The following is a 22,194-nucleotide window of genomic DNA, read 5'->3' as shown; positions in this document are numbered from 1 at the left end:
TGCCATTACCCGCCGCAGCGGGTAATTTTTCTTCCTTCACCCGCCGATCCGGCAGGCATCCGCTTCCCAGCGATACCCCACACCGTATACCGCGCGAATAAACGACTGCTCGGCATCCAGCGCTTCCAGCTTGCGGCGCAGATTTTTGATATGGCTGTCGATGGTGCGATCCGTCACCACCCGGTAATCATCATACAGATGGTTCAGCAGCTGCTCGCGGGAGAACACTTTCCCCGGCTCGCTGGACAAGGTTTTCAGCAGGCGGAATTCCGCTGGCGTCAGGTCCAGCAGCTTGCTGCGCCAGCTCGCCTGGAAACGGCCTTCGTCGATAATAAGCGGACTTTCCGCATCCAGCGCCTGTAGCTCACGGTGCGGCTTGCAGCGGCGCAGAATGGTCTTCACCCGGGCCACCACTTCGCGCGGGCTGTAGGGTTTGCAGATGTAATCATCGGCGCCGATCTCCAGCCCCAGCAGGCGGTCGATCTCTTCGATTTTGGCGGTCACCATCACAATCGGCACCTCGGAGAAGCGGCGGATCTCCCGGCACAGGGTCAGGCCATCGGTGCCAGGCAGCATCAGGTCGAGCAGGATCAGATCCGGCGGGGTCTGGCGCACGTAAGAGAGCACCTGATCGCCATGGCTGATAAGCGACGGGGCATAGCTCGCCGCCCGCAGATAGTCGATTAATAACTGCCCAAGCTTAGGCTCGTCCTCCACAATCAGGATGCGGGGTGTGTTTTCGTCAATGGGTAACTCAGTCATGCTTCTCTCGATAAATCGCGTTCCAGCGGTAGCTCTACTGTAATGCTAACCCCGCCAAAAGGCGAATGGGCGGCACGGAGGGTGCCGCCGTGGGCTTCAACGATGTTCACGCAGATCGCCAGCCCCAGCCCGGAGCCGCCGCTGGCGCGGTTGCGGGAGCCTTCGGTGCGGTAGAAACGCTCAAACAGCTTGTTGAGCTGCTCGTCAGAGACGCCGGGCGCGGTGTCGGCAAAGGTCAGGGCGAAGCGTTGCTCTTCACATTTGCCGGAGATGCGCAGCGCGCCGCCCGCGTCGGTGTAGCGCAGGCAGTTTTCCAGCAGATTGTTGAACAGCTGCATCAGCCGGTCGCGATCGCCGAACACCACCGCGTGTTCCGGCAGCGACAGCTCAATGCGCAGATCCCGGCTGGCAAAGCGCTCCCGGAAGACACCGCTGGCCATCTCCAGAATATTAATCACATCCACCGGCGCTTTCTGATAGGCCAGAGCGCCTTCGTCGGACATCGACAGCTGATGCAGATCGTCCACCAGCTTGGTCAGGGTGCCCACTTCCGCCTGCAATGAGGTCACCGATTCCGGCGTAAACTTACGCACCCCGTCCTGGATCGCCTCCAGCTCGCCGCGCAGCACCGCCAGCGGGGTGCGCAGCTCGTGGGAGATATCGGCCATAAAGTCCCGGCGCATCTGCTGATTCTTCTCAAGGGTGCTGGCGAGCTGGTTAAAGTCCTGCGCCAGCTTGCCCAGTTCGTCCTGGCTGCGGGTATCGACGCGGGTGGAAAAATCCCCCGCCGCCAGCCGGTGGGTGCCGTCCACCAGCCGCTTGACCGGCGCCAGCAGACCGCGCGCCAGCGGGAAGGTGGCCAGCGCCGCCAGCAGGGTGGACAGGGCCACAATCAGCCAGCTGGTCTGGCGCTGCTGGCGGTCAAAGTTGATGTCGGTATTGCGCGTCAGCCGTTCCACGGGGGAGGCGATCACCCAGCCGACGGCATTGCCGTTCACCGTGATGGCCCGCCTGGTGCCGTCCGGCGGCACCGGGGCGCGCGGGCCGACCAGCACCCGCATATCCTGGTCGATTACCCAGAACTGGGTGCGCCAGCCGTGTGGCGGCATGCCGGGGCCGGGGCGATCGTCGTCGGTGTCGTGCTCCAGCGAGCGCAGGATCTGAAAGACAAAGCGGTCGTTGTTGCGTAAAAAGCGCCAGTTGCCGTGCAGGGCGTACTGCTCGGCGAGGGCATCGCTCAACCCCTGCAGCCGCTGCTCGTTGCCGTGTTTGATGTAGTCGATAAAGCCGCGCTCAAAGCTGACCCGCACCGCCCAGTGCATGGTGATCAGCAGGACAATACAGGTGGCGAAAATGGCCAGAAACAGCTTGCCGGTAATGCCCGGTCGCCAGAACTTCATGGTTCACTCCTTTTGCGCCGCCTGATGACGACATTCTTGCTGGTATCATCCGGAACCCGGGCGAAAATAAAGGCCGGCAGGGCGATGATCAGCGCCATGCTCAGGTAGGTGTAGAGGAACACCTGATGGACGACGGCGCTGTCGGCGGTGAGCTGGTGCTGCCCGTACATGCCCAGCAGCAGCCCGGCGATGGTGACCCCGACGCTCATCGACAGCTGCATGATCATCGACAGCAGGCTGTTGCCGCTGCTCGCCTGCTCATCGGGCAGGTCTTTCAGCGTCAGGGTATTCATGGAGGAGAAGCGGATGGAGTTGATCATCCCCTGGCAGAAGAGCACCAGCGGCAGGACGTAGTACCAGCCCAGCAGCGCGACGGCCATGAACAGCAGGCTCACCAGCGCCAGTCCCAGCGTGGCGGATACCAGCACCCGGCGATAGCCAAAGTAGTTCACCACCTGCACCACAATGCGCTTCATCCCCATGCTGCCGAGCACCATCGGGATCATCATCAGCCCGGCGTGGAACGGCGAAAAGCCGAGGCCAATCTGCAAAAAGACCGGGGTCATAAACGGCAGCATGCCGCTGCCGATGCGCCCTGCCAGGCTGCCGAGCAGCCCCAGGCGGTAGGTGGTGTTCTGGAACAGCGTCAGGCTGAACAGCGCCCGGTCGTTGCCCCTGGCGTGCCACAGATACCACAGAATCGACACCACCCCGATAGCCACCAGCCCGGCCAGCGCCAGCGGAGAGATCCCGAGCCCCTTTTGCCCGTCCAGCGCCAGGGTCAGAGTCGCCATCCCCGCCGCAAGCAGGAAAAAGCCCACCAGGTCAAAGCGCCGGGTCTGCATTTTGTAGTTCGGCATCAGGCACAACGTGGCGATGGCCCCGATGATGCCCACCGGCAGGTTAATCAGGAAGATCCAGTGCCAGGAGGCATACTCCACCAGCACGCCGCCAAGGGCCGGGCCCAGCAGCGGCCCCACCTGGCCGGGCAGGGTGACGAAGGTCATTGCCGCCATATACTGCTCGCGCGGCACAATCTTCATCACCGTCAGCCTGCCCACCGGCACCATCATTGCCCCGCCGACGCCCTGCAGCACCCGGGCCATGACCAGCTCGTTCAGCGTCTCCGCCCGGGCGCAGAACAGCGATCCGGCGGTAAACAGCACGATGGCGGTAAAGAAGATATTGCGCACCCCCACTTTGTCCGCCAGCCAGCCGCTGGCGGGCAGCATCACCGCCACCGTCAGCACGTAGGCGACAATTACCATGTGCATATGCAGCGGGCTCTCCCCGAGGCTTTTCGCCATGGAGGGGAGGGCGGTATTGACGATGGTCGTATCCAGCGACTGCATAAAGAAGCCGAAGGCGACAATCCACAGCTGCCAGCGAACGTTAGCGGGAAGATCGGTCATGGGCCTGTTACCGTCTCGTTGGGTTTACGGGAAAAACGCACCCGCAGGCGGTCGAAGAACAGATAGACCACCGGGGTGGTGTACAGCGTCAGCAGCTGGCTCATCACCAGCCCGCCGACAATAGTGATCCCGAGCGGCTGGCGCAGCTCCGCGCCATCACCGCTGGAGATCACCAGCGGCAGGGCGCCAAACAGCGCCGCCAGGGTGGTCATCATGATCGGGCGAAAACGCAGCAGGCAGGCCTGGAAAATGGCGTTCTGCGGCGTCATGTTGCCGTTGCGCTGGGCCTCGAGGGCAAAGTCGACCATCATGATGGCGTTTTTCTTCACGATGCCGATTAACAGCATAATGCCGATCAGCGCAATCAGGCTGAACGGCGCGCCAAACAGCTCCAGCGCCAGCAGCGCGCCCACCCCCGCCGACGGCAGGGTGGAGAGAATGGTCAGGGGATGAATATAGCTCTCATACAGCACCCCGAGCACGATATAGACCGTGGCAATAGCCGCCAGGATCAGGATCACCTGCGATTTCATGGTCTCCTGGAACACCTGGGCGGTACCGGCGAAGCTGCCGCGCACCGAGGACGGCACGCCAAGCTGGGTCATGGTGCGGGTGATGGCCTCGCTGGCCTCCGACAGGGACGAGCCGGTCGGCAGGTTAAACGACACGGTCGACGCCGCCGACAGCCCCTGGTGGTTCACCGACAGCGGCGCGTTAGCGGGCTGCCAGTGGGCAAAGTAGGAGAGGGGGATCGCCTTGCCGTCGTTATTAATCACAAACATCTTATCCAGCGCGCTGATGTCCTGGGTATAGCGCGGATCGACCTCCATCACCACCTTGTACTGGTTCATCGGCTGGTAGATGGTCGAGATCTGCCGCTGGCCGAAGGCGTTATTCAGCAGGCTGTTGGCGGCGCTCACGTCAATGCCCAGCCGCGACATGGTTTCACGATCGTAGGTTAAGGCCATCTCCGCGCCGTTGTTCTGGCTGTCGGAGTTGACGTCCGCCAGCTGCGGTAACGCCGCCAGCGCCTTGCGGATCTTCGGCTCCCACTCCCGCAGCGCGGCGAGATCGTCCGACAGCAGGGTGTACTGATAGCTGGCGTTAGACTGACGCCCGCCGACGCGGATATCCTGCACCGCCACCAGGAACATATTCGCCCCTGGCTCTTTGGCGAGCTTACCCCTGAGGCGGTCGATCACCTGCTGCGCGGTTTCGTTACGCGCGTCGCGGGACTTCAGGGTGATAAACATCATCCCGCTGTTTACCCGCGAGCCGCCGGTGAAGCCGGTAACGTTATCCACCGCCGGGTCTTCGCGGATGATCTTCATAAAGTCCTGCAGCTTGCCGCGCATCGCCTGGAAGGAGATGCTCTGGTCAGCCTGGATCCCGCCCATCAGCACCCCGGTGTCCTGCTCCGGGAAGAAGGTTTTCGGGATGGAGATGTACATCCAGACGTTGAGGGCGATAGTGCCCACCAGCACCAGCCCGACGACCCGGGTATGGTTCAGCACCCATTTCAGTGATTTCCCGTAGCCCGCCTGCAGCGCCATCAGCATCCGGCCAAAGCCTTTTTTGCGCGGCTGCGACTGCGGCGGACTACGTTTGAGCATCCAGCCGCACATCATCGGCGTCAGGGTCAGGGACACCAACAGCGAGATGCCAATCGCCACCGACAGCGTCACCGCAAATTCCCGCAGCAGACGCCCCGGCAGGCCGTCCATCAGCAGCAGGGGCAGGAACACCGCCACCAGCGACAGGCTCATGGAGAGCACCGTAAAGCCCACTTCCCGTGAGCCCTGTAACGCCGCCTGCAGCGGCTTCATCCCCGCTTCGAGATGGCGCGAGATGTTCTCCAGCACCACGATGGCGTCATCCACCACAAAGCCGGTGGCGATGGTCAGGGCCATCAGCGACAGGTTGTTGAGGCTAAAGCCGCACAGGTACATGGCGGCGAAGGTACCAATCAGCGACACCGGCACGGCCACTGCCGGGATCAGCGTCGCGCGCCCGGAGCGCAGGAACAGGAACACCACCAGGATCACCAGCGCTACCGAGATGATCAGCGACTGCTCCACCTCCTCCAGCGAGGCGCGAATGGTGGGGGAGCGATCCTGGGCAATCTGCAGATCGATGGCCGCCGGAATAGTCTCCTGTAACTCCGGCAGACGGGCGCGGATGCTGTTCACCGTCTCAATGATATTGGCTTCCGGCAGCTTGCGGATCATCAGCAAAATGGCCGGTTTAGCATTGGTCATCCCGGCGTTACGCACGTCCTGCACCGAGTCGGTGACGCTGGCCACGTCGCTCAGGCGCACCGCCGCGCCGTTGTTGTAGTGAATGATTAGCGGCTGGTACTCCGCCGCGGTTTTTAGCTCGTCGTTGGTCTGGATCTGCCAGCGGCGGCTGCCATCCTCCACCGACCCCTGCGGCCTGCGCACGTTGGCGTTGCTGATGGCGCTGCGCACGTCATCCAGCGACACGCCCTGATTAAACAGCGCCTGCGGATTCAGCCCCACGCGCACCGCGGGCAGGGAGCTGCCGCCGACGTCCACGTCGCCCACGCCGTCGATCTGGGCGATGGTCTGCGCCAGCTGGGTGGAGGCGAAGTCGTACAGCTGCCCCTGAGAGTAGGTGTCCGAGGTGAGCGTCAGGATCATGATCGGCGCATCGGACGGGTTGGCTTTGCGGTAGGTCGGACGGCTCGGCATGCCGCTTGGCAGCAGGCTCTGCGCGGCGTTGATGGCCGCCTGCACGTCCCGCGCCGCGCCGTTGATGTCGCGGTTAAAGTTGAACTCAAGGATGATGCGCGTACTGCCGAGCGAGCTGCTGGAGGTCATCTCGTTGACCCCGGCGATGCGCCCGAGGGAGCGCTCCAGCGGCGTAGCCACCGACGAGGCCATGGTCTCCGGCGACGCGCCCGGCAGGGAGGCGCTGATCATGATCACCGGGAAATCCACCTGCGGCAGCGGAGCCACCGGCAGCAGCCGGAAGCCGAGCACGCCGCAGAGCGTAATGGCGAGCGAGATTAAAATCGTCGCCACCGGGCGGTAAATGAAGAGGGCGAAAAACTTCACTTACGCCTCCTCTTCTTCACGTTTCGGGAAGCGGCTTTTACTCCACAGGGCCAGGCGGTCAAACAGCAGATAGATCACCGGCGTGGTGAACAGGGTTAACACCTGGCTCACCAGCAGGCCGCCCACCATGCCGATCCCTAACGGACGACGCAGTTCGGCGCCGACGCCGGTGCTGAGCATCAGCGGCAACGCGCCTAACAGGGCAGCAAGCGTCGTCATCAGGATCGGGCGGAAACGCAGCAGACAGGCCTGGAAAATCGCGTCACGCGGCGACATCCCCTGCTCACGCTCGGCGGCGAGAGCAAAGTCGATCATCATGATGGCGTTTTTCTTGACGATACCGATCAGCAGAATAATCCCGATAATGGCAATCACATCCAGTTCGCTGCCCGCCAGCATCAGCGCCAGCAGCGCCCCCACGCCTGCGGTGGGCAGGGTCGAGAGAATGGTGATCGGGTGGATAAAGCTCTCATACAGCACGCCCAGCACGATGTACATCGCCACCACCGCGGCGACGATCAGCCAGATGGTGCTCCCGAGCGCGGCCTGAAACGCCAGGGTACTGCCCTGGAATTTGGTCTGGATGTCGGTCGGGAAGCTGAGGTTTTTCTCCGCATCGGTAATCGCCTGCACCGCCTCGCCCAGGGAGTAGTCGTCCGGGACGTTAAACGAAATGGTGGTAGACGGGAACTGATCCAGATGGTTCACCGCCAGCGGCGTATAGCGCTCTTCCACTTTGGCAATGGCGCTCAGCGGCACAATCCCGCCGCTGCTGCTGGTCAGGCGAACGGTATCCAGCCCTGCCAGCCCCGGCGTCTGCCGGGTGTCGTGCTCCAGTACCACCCGGTACTGGTTGGCCTGGGTGTAGATGGTGGAGATCAGACGCTGGCCGAAAGCGTTGTAGAGCGCGTTATCGACGTCCGCCATGGTAATGCCGAGGCGGCTGGCGCTGTCACGATCGACGTTGATATACGCCGCCAGACCTTTATCCTGCCAGTCGCTGCTGACGTCGGAGAGCTGCGGCAGCTGCTGGAGCTCGTCCACCAGCTGCGGCACCCAGGTGCTGAGGGCATCGAGGCTGGTGGCCTGCAGCGTAAACTGATACTGGGTGCGGCTCACGGTGGTGTCGATGGTCAGATCCTGGGTCGGCTGCAGGTACAACTCCACGCCAGGGACTTTCGCCACCGCGCTTTGCAGTCGCTCAATCACCGTGTTAACCCTGTCGTCGCGATCGTCCAGCGGCTTGAGGTTGATCTGCAGGCGGGCGCTGTTCAGGGACGGATTAGTACCATCCACGCCGACAAAGGCGGTCAGGCTCTCTACCGCCGGATCTTTCATGATCACCTCGGACACCGCCTGCTGGCGCTGGGCCATGCTGGCAAACGACACCGACTGCGGCGCCTGCAAGGTGCCCTGAATAATGCCGTTATCCTGGATCGGGAAGAAGCCTTTCGGGATCATCACCCACAGCAGCACGCTCAGGGCGAGAGTGCCCAGCGCCACGCCGAGGGTCGCCCACGGATGGTTGAGCACTTTTGCAAGCATGCGTCCGTAGGCGGCGATGATGCGATCAAACATCCGCTCCGAGGCGCGGGAGAAACGGTTCTGCTTGCGCAGGGACTCATGGCTCAGCATCCGGGCGCACATCATCGGCGTCAGGGTCAGGGAGACCACCGCCGAGATCAGAATTGCCACCGCCAGCGTCACCGCAAACTCGCGGAACAGACGCCCGACGATATCGCCCATAAACAGCAGCGGGATCAGCACCGCAATCAGCGAGAAGGTGAGGGAGATGATGGTAAAGCCGATCTCACCGGCCCCCTTCAGCGCCGCCGCCAGCGGTTTTTCGCCTTTTTCGATATAGCGGGAGATGTTCTCGATCACCACAATGGCGTCATCCACCACGAAGCCGGTGGCGATGGTCAGGGCCATCAGCGTCAGGTTGTTGATCGAGAAGTCGAGAAACACCATCACCGCGAAGGTGCCGACCAGCGACAAGGGCACCGCCACCGCCGGGATAATGGTCGCCGGGACGTTACGCAGGAACAGGTAGATGATCATCACCACCAGCGCAATCGCCAGCATCAGCTCAAACTGGGTGTCGCTGACCGAGGCGCGAATATTGGTGGTGCGATCCGACAGCACCTTGACGCTGACCGATTTCGGCAGGCTGTCGATGAGCGTGGGCAGCATGGTGCGGATGCTGTCAGCGGTATCAATGATGTTCGCCCCCGGCTGACGCTGGACGTTCATCACGATCGCCTGCTGCTTGTTAGCCCATGCTCCCAGCCAGCTGTTTTCTGCCCCTTGCTCGACGGTTGCCACATCGCCGAGGCGGATCGCGCGCCGTTCTGGTACGCGACAATCAGCTGGCGATACTCATCGGCAGACTGCATCTGATCGTTGGCGGAAAGCGTTACTGCCCGGGTCGGGCCATCAAGAGAGCCTTTCGCCGAGTTAACGTTGGCGTTGCTGATGGCGGTGCGGATGGTTTCGCTGGTCAGCCCGAGAGAGGCAATGGCCTGGGCGTTGAGCTTGACGCGAACCGCCGGGCGCTGGCCGCCGGAGAGGGTCACCAGCCCGACGCCGGAGACCTGGGAGATCTTCTGCGCCACGCGGGTTTCCACCATGTCTTCAACCTGGGTCATCGGCATGGCGGAGGAGGTGACGGCGAGGGTCATGATCGGCGGATCCGCCGGGTTAACCTTGCTGTAGACCGGCGGGTTAGGCAGGTCAGAGGGCAGCAGGTTGGTGGCGGCATTGATCGCGGCCTGAACCTCCTGCTCGGCGACGTCCAGGGAGAGGCTCAGCTGGAACTGCAGCGTCACCACCGACGCGCCGCCGGAGCTCTGGGAGGACATCTGCTTCAGGCCCGACATCTGCCCGAACTGGCGCTCCAGCGGGGCGGTAATGGCCGAGGTCACCACGTCCGGGCTGGCGCCCGGGTAGAGCGTCACCACCTGAATGGTGGGGTAATCCACTTCCGGCAGGGCAGAGACCGGCAGGAAGCGGTAGCCGATGATCCCCGCCAGCAGGATCGCCACCATCAACAGCGTGGTGGCGACGGGGCGCAGGATAAACAGGCGCGACGGGCCGCCCGTGGCGCTCGGAGGCATTACCTGCATCAGGCGTCCGCTCCCTGTTTTTTATGTTCGCGTTTCGCAGGCTCAGCAGGGGTGTCGGTGTGGGCTTCCACCACTTCCACTTTTGCCCCTTCGGTCAGACGGTCAATACCGTCGGTCACCACCCGGTCGCCTGCCGACAGTCCGGCGGCAATCACCACGTTCTGGCTGTCCTGAATACCCGGTTTCACCAGATGTTTGCTGACCTTGTTGTCGCTGTTCAGCACCCAGACGAAGTTGCCTTCGTTACCCATCTGCAGCGCCGCGGTCGGGATCACCACCGCGTTCTCCTCGGTCGCCACCAGCATGCGGGCGTTAACGAACTGGTTCGGGAACAGGGCGTCGTCCTGATTGCTGAAGCGCGCTTTCAGCTTGATGGTGCCGGTGGTGGTGTCGATCTGGTTATCGAGGCTCAGCAGGGTACCGTCGCTGAGCTTCTGCTTGTTGGCGCGATCCCAGGCTTCAACGGTTAAGGTCTGGCCCGCTTTCTGCGCCTGGATGACGGTCGCGATGTCGCTTTCCGGCAGGGTAAATACCAGATCGATAGGGTGGGTCTGGGTCAGCACCACAATCCCGGTGGTATCTCCGCTGGAGATCTGGTTGCCAATATCCACCTGTTTTAAGCCCACGCGCCCGTCAATCGGGGCGGTGATGCGGCTCCAGTCGAGCTGCAGCTGTGCGCTGGCGACGGCGGCCTGATCGGCTTTGATGGTGCCGAGGCTTTCGCTGACCAGCGCCTGCTGGGCGTCAAGCTCCTGACGGGAGACGAGGTTGGTTTTTACCAGCTGCTGGAAACGGGCCAGATCGCGGCGGGCATTGGCGAGGGTGGCCTGATCTTTGGCCAGCTGTCCCTGAGCCTGGGCCAGCGCAACCTTGAACTGGCTGGGATCGACTTCGGCCAGCAGATCGCCGGCTTTCACCTGTTGCCCTTCCTGGAAGTGCAGGGCGATCAGCTGTCCGTCGACGCGGCTGCGCACGGTGACGGTGTTGGCGGCGGTAATGGTGCCGAGGCCGGAGAGATAGCGCGGCACGGATTTACTGACTGCGGTCGCCGCCTGTACCGGCGCCAGCGGGCCGCTGCGCATCCCGTGGCGTCCACCGCCCGCCGGGCGCTGCGTCTGGCTCGACGCACCGGCAGGTGCAGGACTCTTTTGGTGCCAGTACCACGCGGCGGCAAGGGCCACCACAATGATGCCAGCGGCGATTACCCAGCGGGATTTATTGCGGCCTTTCATCGTTATATGTTCTCGTCCTGAAACAGTGCGGAAAATAATACTAGTTTAGTGAGGCAATTGAGCGGAAAAATGGAGGAAATATGAAAGACTGTCTGGATTTGTCTGAATGGCGCGGGGCGCGAGCGGTGCGGTCTGCACGCCGGGTGGCGGCGTTGCCTTACCCGGCCTACGTGTCGGTGCAGATTTTCCAGGCCGGGCAAGCGAAGCGCCCCCGGCAATGCCACCTTAGCTGAATACCACCTGCGCCCAACGGGCCAACCCGGCGGTGACGGAACCAAAATCATCGCCCCCGGCAATTGGGATGCCCGGCAGCTGCTGCGCCAGCGCTTTTTTGATCAGCGGTGAGCGGGCGCTGCCGCCGGTCAGGTAGATGACGTCCGGCTTCTCGTTGCCGTTATCCAGCGCCAGCTGCACCTGCTCAAGGATCCGCTGTAACGGCTGCGCCAGCGCCGCCTCCAGCCCCTGCTGGCTGATGGCCGTCGCCAGCTCATCGCTGATGAACGGCAGGGTCACGGCGTGTTCTGCGGCATCCGAAAGCGCAATTTTGCTCTCTTCCGCGCTGCGTACCACCCGGTAGCTCAGACGCTGACGCCACACTTTATGCAGCAGCGCCACCTTGTCGCCATCCTGGGCGTCGCGCACCAGATCGTTAAGGAAACGCCCGTTGGCAACGCTGTAGAAATCGCTTTGCGCCGGCACGTCGTTGATCGCCACGGCGTTCCACCACGGCAGGATCGGCAGGGCGGTGCCTTTTTCTGTCTGCCCGCCCATGCCGAGCAGCGGCATCAGGCTCCTGAAGGCCAGGGCGATGTCCAGATCGTTCCCGCCGATACGACAGCCGCTGTGCCCCAGCAGGCTGCTCTCGCGATCCCGGCGCTGATGCCACTGTGGCCCCATCAGCAGCAGCGAACAGTCGGTGGTCCCGCCGCCGATATCCACCACCAGCACCCGTTTTTCGCGCTCAAGCGTCGCTTCAAAATCCAGACCGGCGGCAACCGGCTCATACTGGAACACCACGTCGCAAAAGCCCGCGCGCTGCGCGGCGCGCTCCAGAATCCCCTGCGCCTGCTGGTTAGCCTCATCGCCGCCCAGCCCCTGGAAGTTGATCGGGCGACCAATCACCGCCTGGGTGATCTCCTCCGTCAGCTGAGTCTGGGCCTGCTGGCGAATATGCAGCATCATGGCGCAGACCAGATCTTCAAACAGCGCTACCTGCTGCGGCTTCAGGCCGCTGGCACCCAGGAAGGATTTCGGCGACTTAACGAAGTACACCTCCTCCGGATCCTCAATGTAGTGACCCAGCGACGACAGACCAAACTGCACGCTGGCCGGCGTCACATCGATATCTTCTTCGCGGTTAAAGCTGACCGCCCGGCGCAGCAGCGCCTGGGTTTCCGTGCCGGTGGCCGGAACCTGATGGTGGCGGTACAGCCACTCGCTCACCGCCTCGCGGGTCGGCGCGCAGAGCATCGACGGCAGCAGCGTGCTGTTGTTTTCCATTTTCAGCAGCTGCGGCTGCCCGTTTTGCATCACCGCTACTGAACAGTTGGCGGTGCCATAGTCAAATCCGATAAACACGTCAGCGTCCCCATGCCATTGAGAAGGGGCGAGACTTTAGCGAAATGTCCGGCTGGCGACAACAGGAATATGAAAGCAAGGCGTAAGGAGCCATCTGCGTTTATGCTGTGACAGGACAAAATAAGGAGCGACGATGTTTACCCTGACCTGGCAGCCGCCCTACGACTGGCTCTGGATGTTGAAATTTCTTGGCGATCGTGCGGTCGCCGGGATTGAAACCGTAACTCCTACCGACTACACCCGCAGCTTCGCCTGCCAGGGGCATCGGGGGCTGATCCACGTGACGCCGCAGCCCAACGGCACGCTGGAGGTGGCACTCAGCGACGGGCTGCTGCCCATCGCCGATCTCTGCCTGGCGCGCATCACCCGCCTGTTCGATCTCCACTGCGATCCGCAGCAGATTGAACAGACACTGGGCTCGCTTGGTGCCGCGCGCCCCGGCCTGCGCCTGCCGGGTTCGATGGATACCTGGGAGCAGGGCGTGCGCGCCATTCTCGGACAGCTGGTGAGCGTGGCGATGGCCGCGAAGTTGACCGCTAAGCTGGTGGCGCTCTGCGGCGAGCCCCTGGCGGAAGCGCCGGAATACCGCTGTTTCCCAACGCCTGACGCGGTGACACAGGCCGATCCGCTGGCGCTGAAGGCGCTGGGCATGCCGTTGAAACGCGCGGAATCGCTGATCCATCTGGCGCAGTCGGTGGTGGCAGGAGATTTCCCGACCGAGGCCCCGGATGATATCGACAGCGCCATCAAAGCGCTGCAGACCCGGCCCGGGATCGGCCGCTGGACGGCGAACTACTTCGCCCTGCGAGGCTGGCAGGCAAAGGATGTCTTTTTAGCGGATGACTATCTGATCAAGCAGCGCTTTGCCGGAATGACTCCGGCGCAAATACGCCGCTATGCTGAACGCTGGCAGCCCTGGCGCTCGTACGCCCTGCTGCACATCTGGTACACCGACGGCTGGACGCCGTCAGTTGATGGCGAAGTAGCTGGCATTGAGTAGCAGCTCCAGCGGCTGCGGCTCGCCAATGGTGTTGCCGTAGATGTAGTCGATGCCAATGCCGGAGAGCGTATCCATCATGATCGGCTGATTGCTCGGCCCGGCGATGGTCTTGATCCCCAGACGCTGGGCATGGCCCTGAACAATGGTCACCAGCATCTCATCCATCAGATTCCCGTGGACGTTTGCCACCAGCTCAGGATCGAGCAGCAGGTAGTCGGCCATCTGCGCGCTCAGGTGGTTAAACACCTCCATATCGCGCCCTACATGGCTCAGGATGATACGGCACCCGGCCTCGCGCAGCTTCTGCAGGTTGGCGTGGGTAACGTCATCTTCCTGCGTCAGGACGCTGACGTGGACGATCAGATGCAGCAGACGCGGCTGCAGCGGACAGGCGCGCAGCATCTCCAGCAGTTCATCCACCAGGGTGGCGCTGGCAAGACCGGCGGTGGAGAGCGGCAGGGCGACCCCGGTGCCTTTGTTGGTCAGCGGCGTGGCAAAATTGCGGAAAAACTCCTGCAAAATGCGTCTGTCGAGGGCGTGAATCAGCTCCGGCTCCGCCAGTCCGGCCCGGAAGGCGTGCTCTTCCAGCATCTCGCCGTCGTTGGTCCACAGGCGCAGGGCCAGCATCCAGAAGGTGCTGCTTTCCGGGATGCGCGGTGAAGCGACGCTGCGGGCGATCATCAGCAGATGATTGTCTTTAATCATATGCCACTGCTCGTCCAGCGAGATGGTGCCCGGCGCCTTGAGCATCCGCTCCTGCTGCGGTTCATACACCGTCACCACGCCACGGCCGTTGTTCTTCGAGGAGTAGCAGGCGATATCGGCCTGCGACATCACCTCGGAGGCCTGGTTATTGCGCTCGTCGATCTGGGTGATCCCGGCGCTGGCCCCGATGCGGTGCAGGCGGCCTTCCCACATAAAGTGATAGTCGTTGATGGCGTCGATAATGCGACCGGCAATGTAGCGCGCGCTTTCGGTGTTGCAGTCCGGCAGCAGCAGGCCAAACTCATCCCCGCCAAGGCGGGCCAGCATATCGGTGGAGCGCAGCATGCTCAGCATCAAGGATGAGAGCTCCCGCAGCAGCGCATCCCCCGCCGCGTGGCCTGCGGTGTCGTTGACGGCTTTGAAGCGGTCCAGATCGATAAATACCAGGGCATGACGCTGGCGCGTCTCCTGCACGGTATGCAGCATCCGCTTGAGGCAGGCCTCAAAGCTGACGCGGTTCGCCAGGTGGGTGAGGGCGTCGTGCGAGGCGTTATAGCTCAGCTCGCGCAGCATTTTGCGCGACTCGGTAACGTCCTGAATAACCAGCACCGAGCCGATATTCTGCCCGTCAAGGGTGCTCAGCGGGGTGATGCTGTAGTGAATATCGTAGCTGCCGCCGTTACGGCTGTGCAGCACCACATCCTGCTCGATGTCGCTGCGGGACATATCCCCGCTGTGGATATTCTCCATCAGCGGGCCGTTATCGCCGAAGGTGATGTGCAGGACCGAGAGGATCGGTTGCCCCAGCGCTTCCTGCTGCAGCCAGCCGCTCATCTTCTCAGCCACCGGGTTCATAAAGGTGACGTTCATATTGATATCGGTACAAAGCACCGCTTCGCCGATGGAGTCGAGGGTAATGTGCAGACGCTCTTTTTCCTGGAACAGTGCCTCGTTCAGCTCTTTCACCTCGGTCATGTCCATATTGATGCCGAGCAGGCGCTCCACTTCGCCCTGTTTATTCAGCACCCGGTTCGCGAGGGCGCGGATATGGCGAATCCCGTCTTTCACCCGGATGCGGAACTCCAGCTTGAACGGCACGCGGGCTGCGAGAGAATCGCGCACCACCTGCTCCGCCTGGGCGCGATCTTCCGGCAGCATGCACTCGTGCCAGAGCTGCCAGGTGGGTTTGACGTGGGCAGGCACTTCGTACAGTTCGAACATGCGCTTATCCCAGCTGATAACGTTGGGTTTGAGATCCCACTCCCAGATGCCGATGCCGCCCGCTTCGTTCGCCAGGGTAATACGCTCCATCAGGCGCTTGTTCACCCATTCGGTATGCTTGAGATCGTTAATGTCTTCGACCTGGGCGATAAAGTAGAGCGGAGTACCGTCGGCGTGACGCACCAGCGACACCGCCAGCAGCGCCCAGACCACCTCGCCGCTGCGGGTGTAGTAGCGCTTCTCCAGCGAGTAGCTGTTGATTTTGCCCTGCAGGAGCTGGTCCAGCTGCTCCAGATCGTTCTCTAAATCTTCCGGCCAGGTGAGCTGCTGGAAATTAAGGGAACGCAGCTCGGACTGGGAGTAGCCGAGGAACTGGCACAGCGCCTTGTTCGCCTGCAGCCACTGACCGTCGGTGCTGACCAGCGCCATACCGATAACGGAATACTCCATCGCATTGCGAAAACGCTCTTCGCTCTCGGTAATGTGCTTACGCTCGGCGCGAAACGCGTACATCACCATGGTCATCACGTTAGCGGGCAGGAGCATCATCAGGAACGGCAGCCACGGGGCGTTGATCAGCGCGCCGAAATTCTGCATGGTCAGCGGGTCGGGATCCCTGGCAATCATCAGCGATACCATCATCACCGTCACCAGGAAGACCAGGAAGGCTTCCAGACGCGGCAGGCGCACGGCGCTCCACATCAGCAGGACAATGATGGCCGTAAATGGCCAGGGCAAATAGTGCAGGGAGATCCAGCTGAGCAGCAGCGTTACCGCCATGGTCAGCAGGGTTTCAAACAGCAGGCGCGGGTTGCGGTGGCGCAGCAGGTAGTGCGGCTTAAACAGCAGGCCTAACGGCACCAGCGCCAGCGAGCCGATGGACTCCGACAGCACCCAGACCATGAAACTGCGCAGCGGCTCGTCGCTCGGCACCGCCAGCCAGACCAGCACCCCGCCCAGCAGAGGAGGGATCAGGGCGCTGCCGATCGCCAGACGGATCCAGTCCCCGAGATTCTGCAACGGGTTGTAGCCGGGGAGCAGTTTACGCAGCAGCAGGGCGCCGACAAACGCCTCCACGACGTTGACACCTGTGTACCAGAGGTTAATGGAATCCCAGGAGTAGATCAGACAGGAAGCAGAGAGGTTACCAAGGCTGCAGGCGAGGGCGATGCCGGGCCACATCTTCCCGGCGTGACGGTAAAACGCCACCATCATAATGGAGGTCGGGAACCATAAGGGCGCCAAAAAAGTTCCGAAACGCGTTAATTCGAGCGAGAAAAGAGTGAATATGAAGGTAACCAGTCCAAGACTGACAAGCCGTAGTAAAGGATGTGGCGTAGTTACCAAAACGCGCTGGTATTTTTTATTCATTACCGCTTTATCCGAAGACGCCATGCCGCCAGGAGTCATCTCCGGACGCGTTGATTTTTTAATTTGGTTCATGCTAGTACAAACAATTTACAATTTATATGGTATGCGCTCATAAATTGACATCACAGAGTTATTAAACAGTTATCCTGCAATAATTTCATCTCAGGTGCTGGAAAAGTAACCGGATTAATGGTGGCCAGGATTATTCTGCATGGACTTTGAACGTCTCTCGCAGAACATTTCTATTCGGCTGGTATCATACCGACGAAATCCCTATAATTGCCGCGTTTGACGCTCAGGCGTCGTCCTTCCTTACATCCAGGTTACTCAGGTCGCAAAAATTTATGACTGATAAGTCTCATCAGTGCGTCATTATAGGCATCGCCGGCGCATCGGCTTCAGGTAAAAGTCTCATTGCCAGTACGCTTTACCGTGAATTACGTGAACAGGTCGGTGATGAGCACATCGGCGTTATTCCAGAAGACAGCTATTACAAAGATCAAAGCCATCTGTCGATGGAAGAGCGTGTTAAGACCAACTATGACCATCCAAGCGCGATGGATCACAGCCTGTTATTCCAGCATCTTCAGGCTCTGAAAAACGGCACCGCCATTGAGCTGCCTGTCTATAGCTACGTTGAACATACCCGCCTGCAGGAAACCGTTCGCATTGCGCCGAAAAAGGTCATTATCCTCGAAGGCATCCTGCTGCTCACCGACGCCCGTCTGCGCGAATCGATGAACTTCTCCATTTTCGTTGATACCCCGCTGGATATCTGCCTGATGCGCCGTATCAAACGCGACGTTAACGAACGCGGCCGCTCCATGGATTCCGTGATGGCGCAGTACCAGAAAACGGTACGCCCAATGTTCCTGCAGTTTATTGAACCATCCAAACAGTACGCCGATATTATCGTGCCGCGCGGGGGTAAAAACCGCATCGCCATTGATATTCTGAAAGCGAAAATCAGCCAGTTTTTTGAATAACACGCGCGAATTGTGTACCGTTCAAAGATAACCGGGTTCGCCCTCCGGCTCGCAAGGCCGGAAGGCGCGCTGTACGAAAGGAGAAAGTGATGCGTCTTTGTGACCGTGATATTGAAGCCTGGCTGGACGAAGGCCGTCTGAGCATCACCCCGCGCCCGCCCGTCGAGCGCATTAACGGCGTGACTGTGGATGTCCGTCTGGGGAATAAGTTTCGTACCTTTAGCGGTCATACCGCACCATTTATCGACCTGAGCGGGCCGAAAGATGAAGTCAGCGCCGCACTCGACCGGGTGATGAGCGACGAAATCGTGCTCGACGACGGCGAGGCGTTCTACCTGCATCCGGGTGAGCTGGCGCTGGCCGTAACCTTTGAATCCATCACCCTGCCTGCGGATCTGGTCGGCTGGCTCGACGGACGATCTTCTCTGGCGCGTCTGGGGCTGATGGTGCACGTCACAGCGCACCGTATCGATCCAGGCTGGTCCGGACGTATCGTGCTGGAGTTTTTCAACGCCGGCAAACTGCCGCTGGCGCTGCGCCCGGGCATGATGATTGGCGCGTTGAGCTTTGAGCCGTTAACCGGCCCGGCGGCACGTCCGTATAACGCCCGCCAGGATGCCAAATATCGCGACCAGCAGGGTGCTGTCGCCAGTCGTATTGATAAAGACTAAGTCCGAACCGGTCCATTGAGGAAGCCATGAGAAGAGTTCTGACCACGCTGATGATTTTGCTGGTGGTGCTGGTTGCTGGCCTGTCAGCGTTGGTTCTGCTGGTCAATCCCAATGACTTTCGCGCCTACATGGTGCGTCAGGTTGAGGCGCGCAGCGGTTATGCTCTGAAGCTGGATGGCCCGCTGCGCTGGCACGTCTGGCCGCAGCTCAGCATCCTTTCCGGGCGCATGTCGCTCACCGCGCCGGGGGCCTCCGCGCCGCTGGTGTCTGCTGACAATATGCGCCTCGACGTGGCGTTGATGCCGCTGCTTTCGCATCAGCTCCAGGTCAATCAGGTGATGCTCAAAGGGGCGGTGATCCAGCTCACCCCGCAAACCGAAGCCGTTCGTAATGCCGAAGCCCCCGTGGCGCCGCGCGAAAATACCCTGCCTGATAAAGCGGATGACGCTGGCTGGTCATTTGATATTGGCCGCCTGAAGGTGGCCGACAGCGTGCTGGTGTTCCAGCACGAAGGGGATGAGCAGGTCACTGTGCGCAATCTCAACCTGCAGATGGACCAGGATGAGCATCATAAAGGCAAGATCGACTTTAGCGCCCGGGTGAACCGCAATCAGCGCGATCTGACCCTGTCCTTCTCCGCCAACGTCAACGCCTCCGATTATCCGCACCTGCTGAGCGCCGACATTCAGCAGCTCAGCTGGCAGCTGACCGGCGTCGATCTGCCGACGCAGGGCATCAGCGGGCAGGGCACGCTGCAGGCGCTGTGGCATGAGGAGCAGAAGCAGCTCGAACTCAATCAGCTTAATTTGCAGGCCAATGACAGCGCCCTGACCGGTGAGGCCAGCGTGCTGCTGGGCACAGACCCGCAGTGGAACATCAACCTGCAGTTCGACAAGCTCAATCTGGAAAATCTGCTCCCGGCGCAGGCTGCCGCGGCGACAAACAGCGAGGCGGTACAGCAGGGACAAACCCAGGCCAGGTCGCAACGTCCGGTGATCGCCTCTAATCTGGACGAACCGGATTATAACGGCCTGCGCGGCTTTAGCGCCGATGTCCAGCTGAAAGCGAACAGCGTGCGCTGGCGCGGAATGGACTTCACCCAGGTCAGCAGCCAGCTGAGCAACAAGAACGGCCTTCTGACCATTGCGGAGCTGAGCGGTAAACTGGGGGAGGGGAGCCTGTCTTTACCCGGTACCCTCGATGTGCGGAAAGCCGCTGCCCAGACCGCCTTCCAGCCGCGTCTTGATAACATTGAGATCGGCACCATCCTGAAAGCGTTTAACTATCCGATTGCCCTTACCGGCAGCCTGACCATGGCCGGTGACTTCTCCGGCAGCAAGATTGACGCCGAAGCCTTCCGCCGCAACTGGCAGGGCGAGGCGCATCTGGAAATGCACAATACCCGCATGGAAGGGCTTAACTTCCAGCAGCTGGTGCAGCAGGCGGTAGAGCGCAGCAGTAACGTGAAGGTCAAAGAGAACTTTGACAACGCCACCCGTCTGGACAGCTTCGTTACCGACCTGACGCTCGACAGAGGGCAGGTGACGCTGGAGGATATGCAGGGCGAGTCGCCGATGCTGACCCTTGAAGGAAACGGCACGCTGGATCTGGTTAAAGAGACGGCGGATACCCGCTTTAAAGTCCGCGTGCTGGAAGGATGGCTTGGCGAAGGCAAGCTGATCGATTTCCTGAAAACCACGCCGATCCCGCTGAACGTATACGGCAACTGGCAGGCGCTGAACTACAGCCTGCAGGTGGATCAGCTGATGCGTAAGCATCTGCAGGATGAAGCGAAACGCCGGTTAAGTGACTGGGCCGAGAAGAATAAAGAGTCGAAGAACGGTAAAGATGTGAAGAAGCTGCTGGAGAAGATCCAGTAGATTTAAACACCTTCACACCCCACCCCTCACCCCTGCCCTCTCCCCATAGGGGAGAGGGGGAAAACCCGAACGAGCTCATGCTTAAAGACCGCACCTGACTGTTCCCTCTCCCCTATGGGGAGAGGGTTAGGGTGAGGGGTGAGGGGAACAGCATCAAACCTCGTAATCCACATCCTCCTGCGTGATCAGCGGAATCAGCTGCACTTTCTGCACCCGGTGGTTCTCCACCTCCAGCGTTTTCAGGGCGTAATCTCCCACCTGTACCTCTTCGCCCGGCTGCGGTATCCGCTGCAGGTACTCCATCAGCAGGCCCGCGATGGTGTGATATTCGCGCTTGTCGTCCAGCGGCAGGGGCACATACTGCACCAGATCCTCCAGCGGCATATGGCCGTTGGCGGTCCAGCTGCCGTCGGCATTCTTCTGGATATCATGCCGGGCGTCGATCTCTTCCACTTCGTTCGGCAGATTGCCCGCAATGGTCTCCATCACGTCGCTGAGCGTCACGATCCCCTCCACGGAACCAAACTCATCCACCACAAACGCAAAATGGGTACGCGCGTTGCGGAACTGCTCCAGGGCCTGCAGCAGCGGCAGCACCTCCGGGAACACCAGCGGCTGGCGGATCAGCACCCGCAGGTTTAACGGCTCGCCGCGCAGCTGCTGATTAAGCAGGTCGATCACATGCACCACACCCAGCAGCTCCTCTTCCCGATCGCTGCCGGTGACCACGATGCGGGTGTGCTGGTTTTTATCCAGCAGGGCACGGATATGTTCTTCCGGCGCGTTGAGGTCGATATGCTCAATATCGTGGCGCGAGGTCATAATGCTGCTGACGGAGCGCTGGTTGAGGTGCAGCACCCGCTCAATCATCCGCCGCTCCTGCGGGGCAAAGATCGGGCTGTCGTCATGGTCGGCCAGCAGCGAGGCAGACTGCGCGTCCAGTTCGGCATCCTCCTTTTTCCCGCTCAGCAGGCGAATGACCGTGTCAGCGGTGCGCTGGCGCAGGGTCTGATTGGCGGAGAGAAAACGGCGGCGGTTAAAGATCGCCAGCTGGTTCAGCGCCTCGATAATCACCGAGAAGCCAATCGCGGCGTAGAGATACCCTTTCGGAATATGGAAGCCAAAACCGTCTGCCACCAGGCTGAAGCCGATCATCAGCAGGAAGCTCAGGCATAAAATGACAATCGTCGGGTGATCATTGACGAAGCGCGTCAGCGCCTTGCTGGCCATCACCATCAGCGCGATGGCGATGATCACGGCGGCCATCATGACGGGCAGGTGATCGACCATGCCCACGGCGGTGATCACCGAATCCAGTGAGAATACGGCGTCCAGCACCACAATTTGCGCCACCACCGCCCAGAATTTCGCGCCGCGGCGTTGGGTGGGGTTTTCGCTGTCCTTACCTTCCAGCCTTTCGTTGAGTTCGACAGTGGCTTTGAAGATCAGGAAAAAACCACCAAACAGCATAATCAGATCGCGAGCGCTGAAGCCAAAACCGTGGACGGTAAACAGCGGGCGGGTGAGGGTCACCAGCCAGGAGATAGAGGCCAACAGCAGCAGGCGCATGATCATCGCCATTAACAGACCGGTAATGCGGGCGCGGTCGCGCTGAGCAGGGGGCAGTTTTTCGGCGAGAATAGCGATAAAGACCAGGTTATCGATACCGAGCACAAGCTCCAGCACCACCAGGGTGACCAGGCCGGCCCATATTGATGGATCTGCTATCCATTCCATAGTGAGAGTAATACCTTTCGTTATATGACAATTGTCA

At 61.0% G+C, this 22,194-nt stretch carries 13 protein-coding genes and 1 pseudogene; 5 read left to right on the top strand and 9 right to left on the bottom strand.

The window, feature by feature from the left end:
• Positions 1-36: 36 nt before the first annotated feature.
• From baeR to K5I40_RS02415, 6 genes and pseudogenes are all read right to left on the bottom strand, one after another.
• The gene (gene baeR / locus K5I40_RS02440) at positions 37-762 is read right to left on the bottom strand and encodes a two-component system response regulator BaeR (RefSeq protein WP_039031110.1); all 726 of its coding nucleotides are present in this window, start codon (positions 760-762) and stop codon (positions 37-39) included.
• Positions 759-2,162 (bottom strand): two-component system sensor histidine kinase BaeS, encoded by a 1,404-nt coding sequence (gene baeS, locus K5I40_RS02435; RefSeq protein ID WP_039031111.1) that lies wholly within the window; start codon positions 2,160-2,162, stop codon positions 759-761. Before baeS ends, baeR begins: the two co-directional genes overlap by 4 nt.
• Positions 2,159-3,574, bottom strand: coding sequence for an MFS transporter (locus tag K5I40_RS02430; RefSeq protein ID WP_223073774.1), 1,416 nt, complete (start codon positions 3,572-3,574; stop codon positions 2,159-2,161). Before K5I40_RS02430 ends, baeS begins: the two co-directional genes overlap by 4 nt.
• Positions 3,571-6,651, bottom strand: coding sequence for a multidrug efflux RND transporter permease subunit MdtC (gene mdtC / locus K5I40_RS02425; RefSeq protein WP_223073775.1), 3,081 nt, complete (start codon positions 6,649-6,651; stop codon positions 3,571-3,573). Before mdtC ends, K5I40_RS02430 begins: the two co-directional genes overlap by 4 nt.
• Positions 6,652-9,776, bottom strand: a pseudogene (locus K5I40_RS02420) (MdtB/MuxB family multidrug efflux RND transporter permease subunit).
• The gene (locus tag K5I40_RS02415) at positions 9,776-11,008 is read right to left on the bottom strand and encodes an MdtA/MuxA family multidrug efflux RND transporter periplasmic adaptor subunit (RefSeq protein WP_139563223.1); all 1,233 of its coding nucleotides are present in this window, start codon (positions 11,006-11,008) and stop codon (positions 9,776-9,778) included. Before K5I40_RS02415 ends, K5I40_RS02420 begins: the two are co-directional and overlap by 1 nt.
• Before the next feature lie 80 nt (positions 11,009-11,088).
• Here K5I40_RS02415 and K5I40_RS02410 point away from each other — a divergent pair, with 80 nt between their 5' ends.
• The gene (locus K5I40_RS02410; protein WP_223073776.1) at positions 11,089-11,241 is read left to right on the top strand and encodes a hypothetical protein; all 153 of its coding nucleotides are present in this window, start codon (positions 11,089-11,091) and stop codon (positions 11,239-11,241) included.
• On the opposite strand, the gene yegD is transcribed toward K5I40_RS02410, so the two are convergent.
• Entirely contained in the window at positions 11,234-12,586 is a 1,353-nt protein-coding gene (yegD, locus tag K5I40_RS02405) for a molecular chaperone (protein ID WP_223073777.1), read from the bottom strand. The genes K5I40_RS02410 and yegD overlap by 8 nt on opposite strands.
• A 133-nt stretch (positions 12,587-12,719) precedes the next feature.
• Here yegD and alkA point away from each other — a divergent pair, with 133 nt between their 5' ends.
• Positions 12,720-13,586, top strand: a complete 867-nt coding sequence (gene alkA, locus K5I40_RS02400; RefSeq protein WP_223073778.1) for a DNA-3-methyladenine glycosylase 2 — start codon at positions 12,720-12,722, stop codon at positions 13,584-13,586.
• On the opposite strand, the gene K5I40_RS02395 is transcribed toward alkA, so the two are convergent.
• Positions 13,554-16,883, bottom strand: a complete 3,330-nt coding sequence (locus K5I40_RS02395) for a diguanylate cyclase (RefSeq protein ID WP_223073991.1) — start codon at positions 16,881-16,883, stop codon at positions 13,554-13,556. The genes alkA and K5I40_RS02395 overlap by 33 nt on opposite strands.
• A 344-nt stretch (positions 16,884-17,227) precedes the next feature.
• Between K5I40_RS02395 and udk the strand changes: the two genes are divergently transcribed.
• The 3 genes from udk (at position 17,228) to asmA (ending at position 20,420) form a co-directional block, all read left to right on the top strand.
• A complete protein-coding gene (udk, locus tag K5I40_RS02390; protein WP_032612454.1) occupies positions 17,228-17,869 on the top strand; it encodes a uridine kinase in 642 nt (213 codons plus the stop codon).
• An 89-nt stretch (positions 17,870-17,958) separates the two neighbouring features.
• Positions 17,959-18,540, top strand: a complete 582-nt coding sequence (gene dcd, locus K5I40_RS02385; protein ID WP_039030274.1) for a dCTP deaminase — start codon at positions 17,959-17,961, stop codon at positions 18,538-18,540.
• A 26-nt stretch (positions 18,541-18,566) separates the two neighbouring features.
• The gene (gene asmA / locus K5I40_RS02380) at positions 18,567-20,420 is read left to right on the top strand and encodes an outer membrane assembly protein AsmA (protein WP_138369954.1); all 1,854 of its coding nucleotides are present in this window, start codon (positions 18,567-18,569) and stop codon (positions 20,418-20,420) included.
• Positions 20,421-20,573: 153 nt separating this feature from the next.
• Here the strand turns inward: asmA and K5I40_RS02375 are convergent, their stop codons facing one another.
• Positions 20,574-22,157 (bottom strand): TerC family protein, encoded by a 1,584-nt coding sequence (locus K5I40_RS02375; RefSeq protein WP_039030272.1) that lies wholly within the window; start codon positions 22,155-22,157, stop codon positions 20,574-20,576.
• Positions 22,158-22,194 lie beyond the last annotated feature (37 nt).

Source organism: Leclercia sp. LTM14 (assembly GCF_023736175.1).
Classification (GTDB): domain Bacteria; phylum Pseudomonadota; class Gammaproteobacteria; order Enterobacterales; family Enterobacteriaceae; genus Enterobacter; species Enterobacter barmai.
The sequence above is the reverse complement of the archived record's forward strand: the minus strand, read 5'-3'. Positions and strand labels throughout refer to the sequence as shown.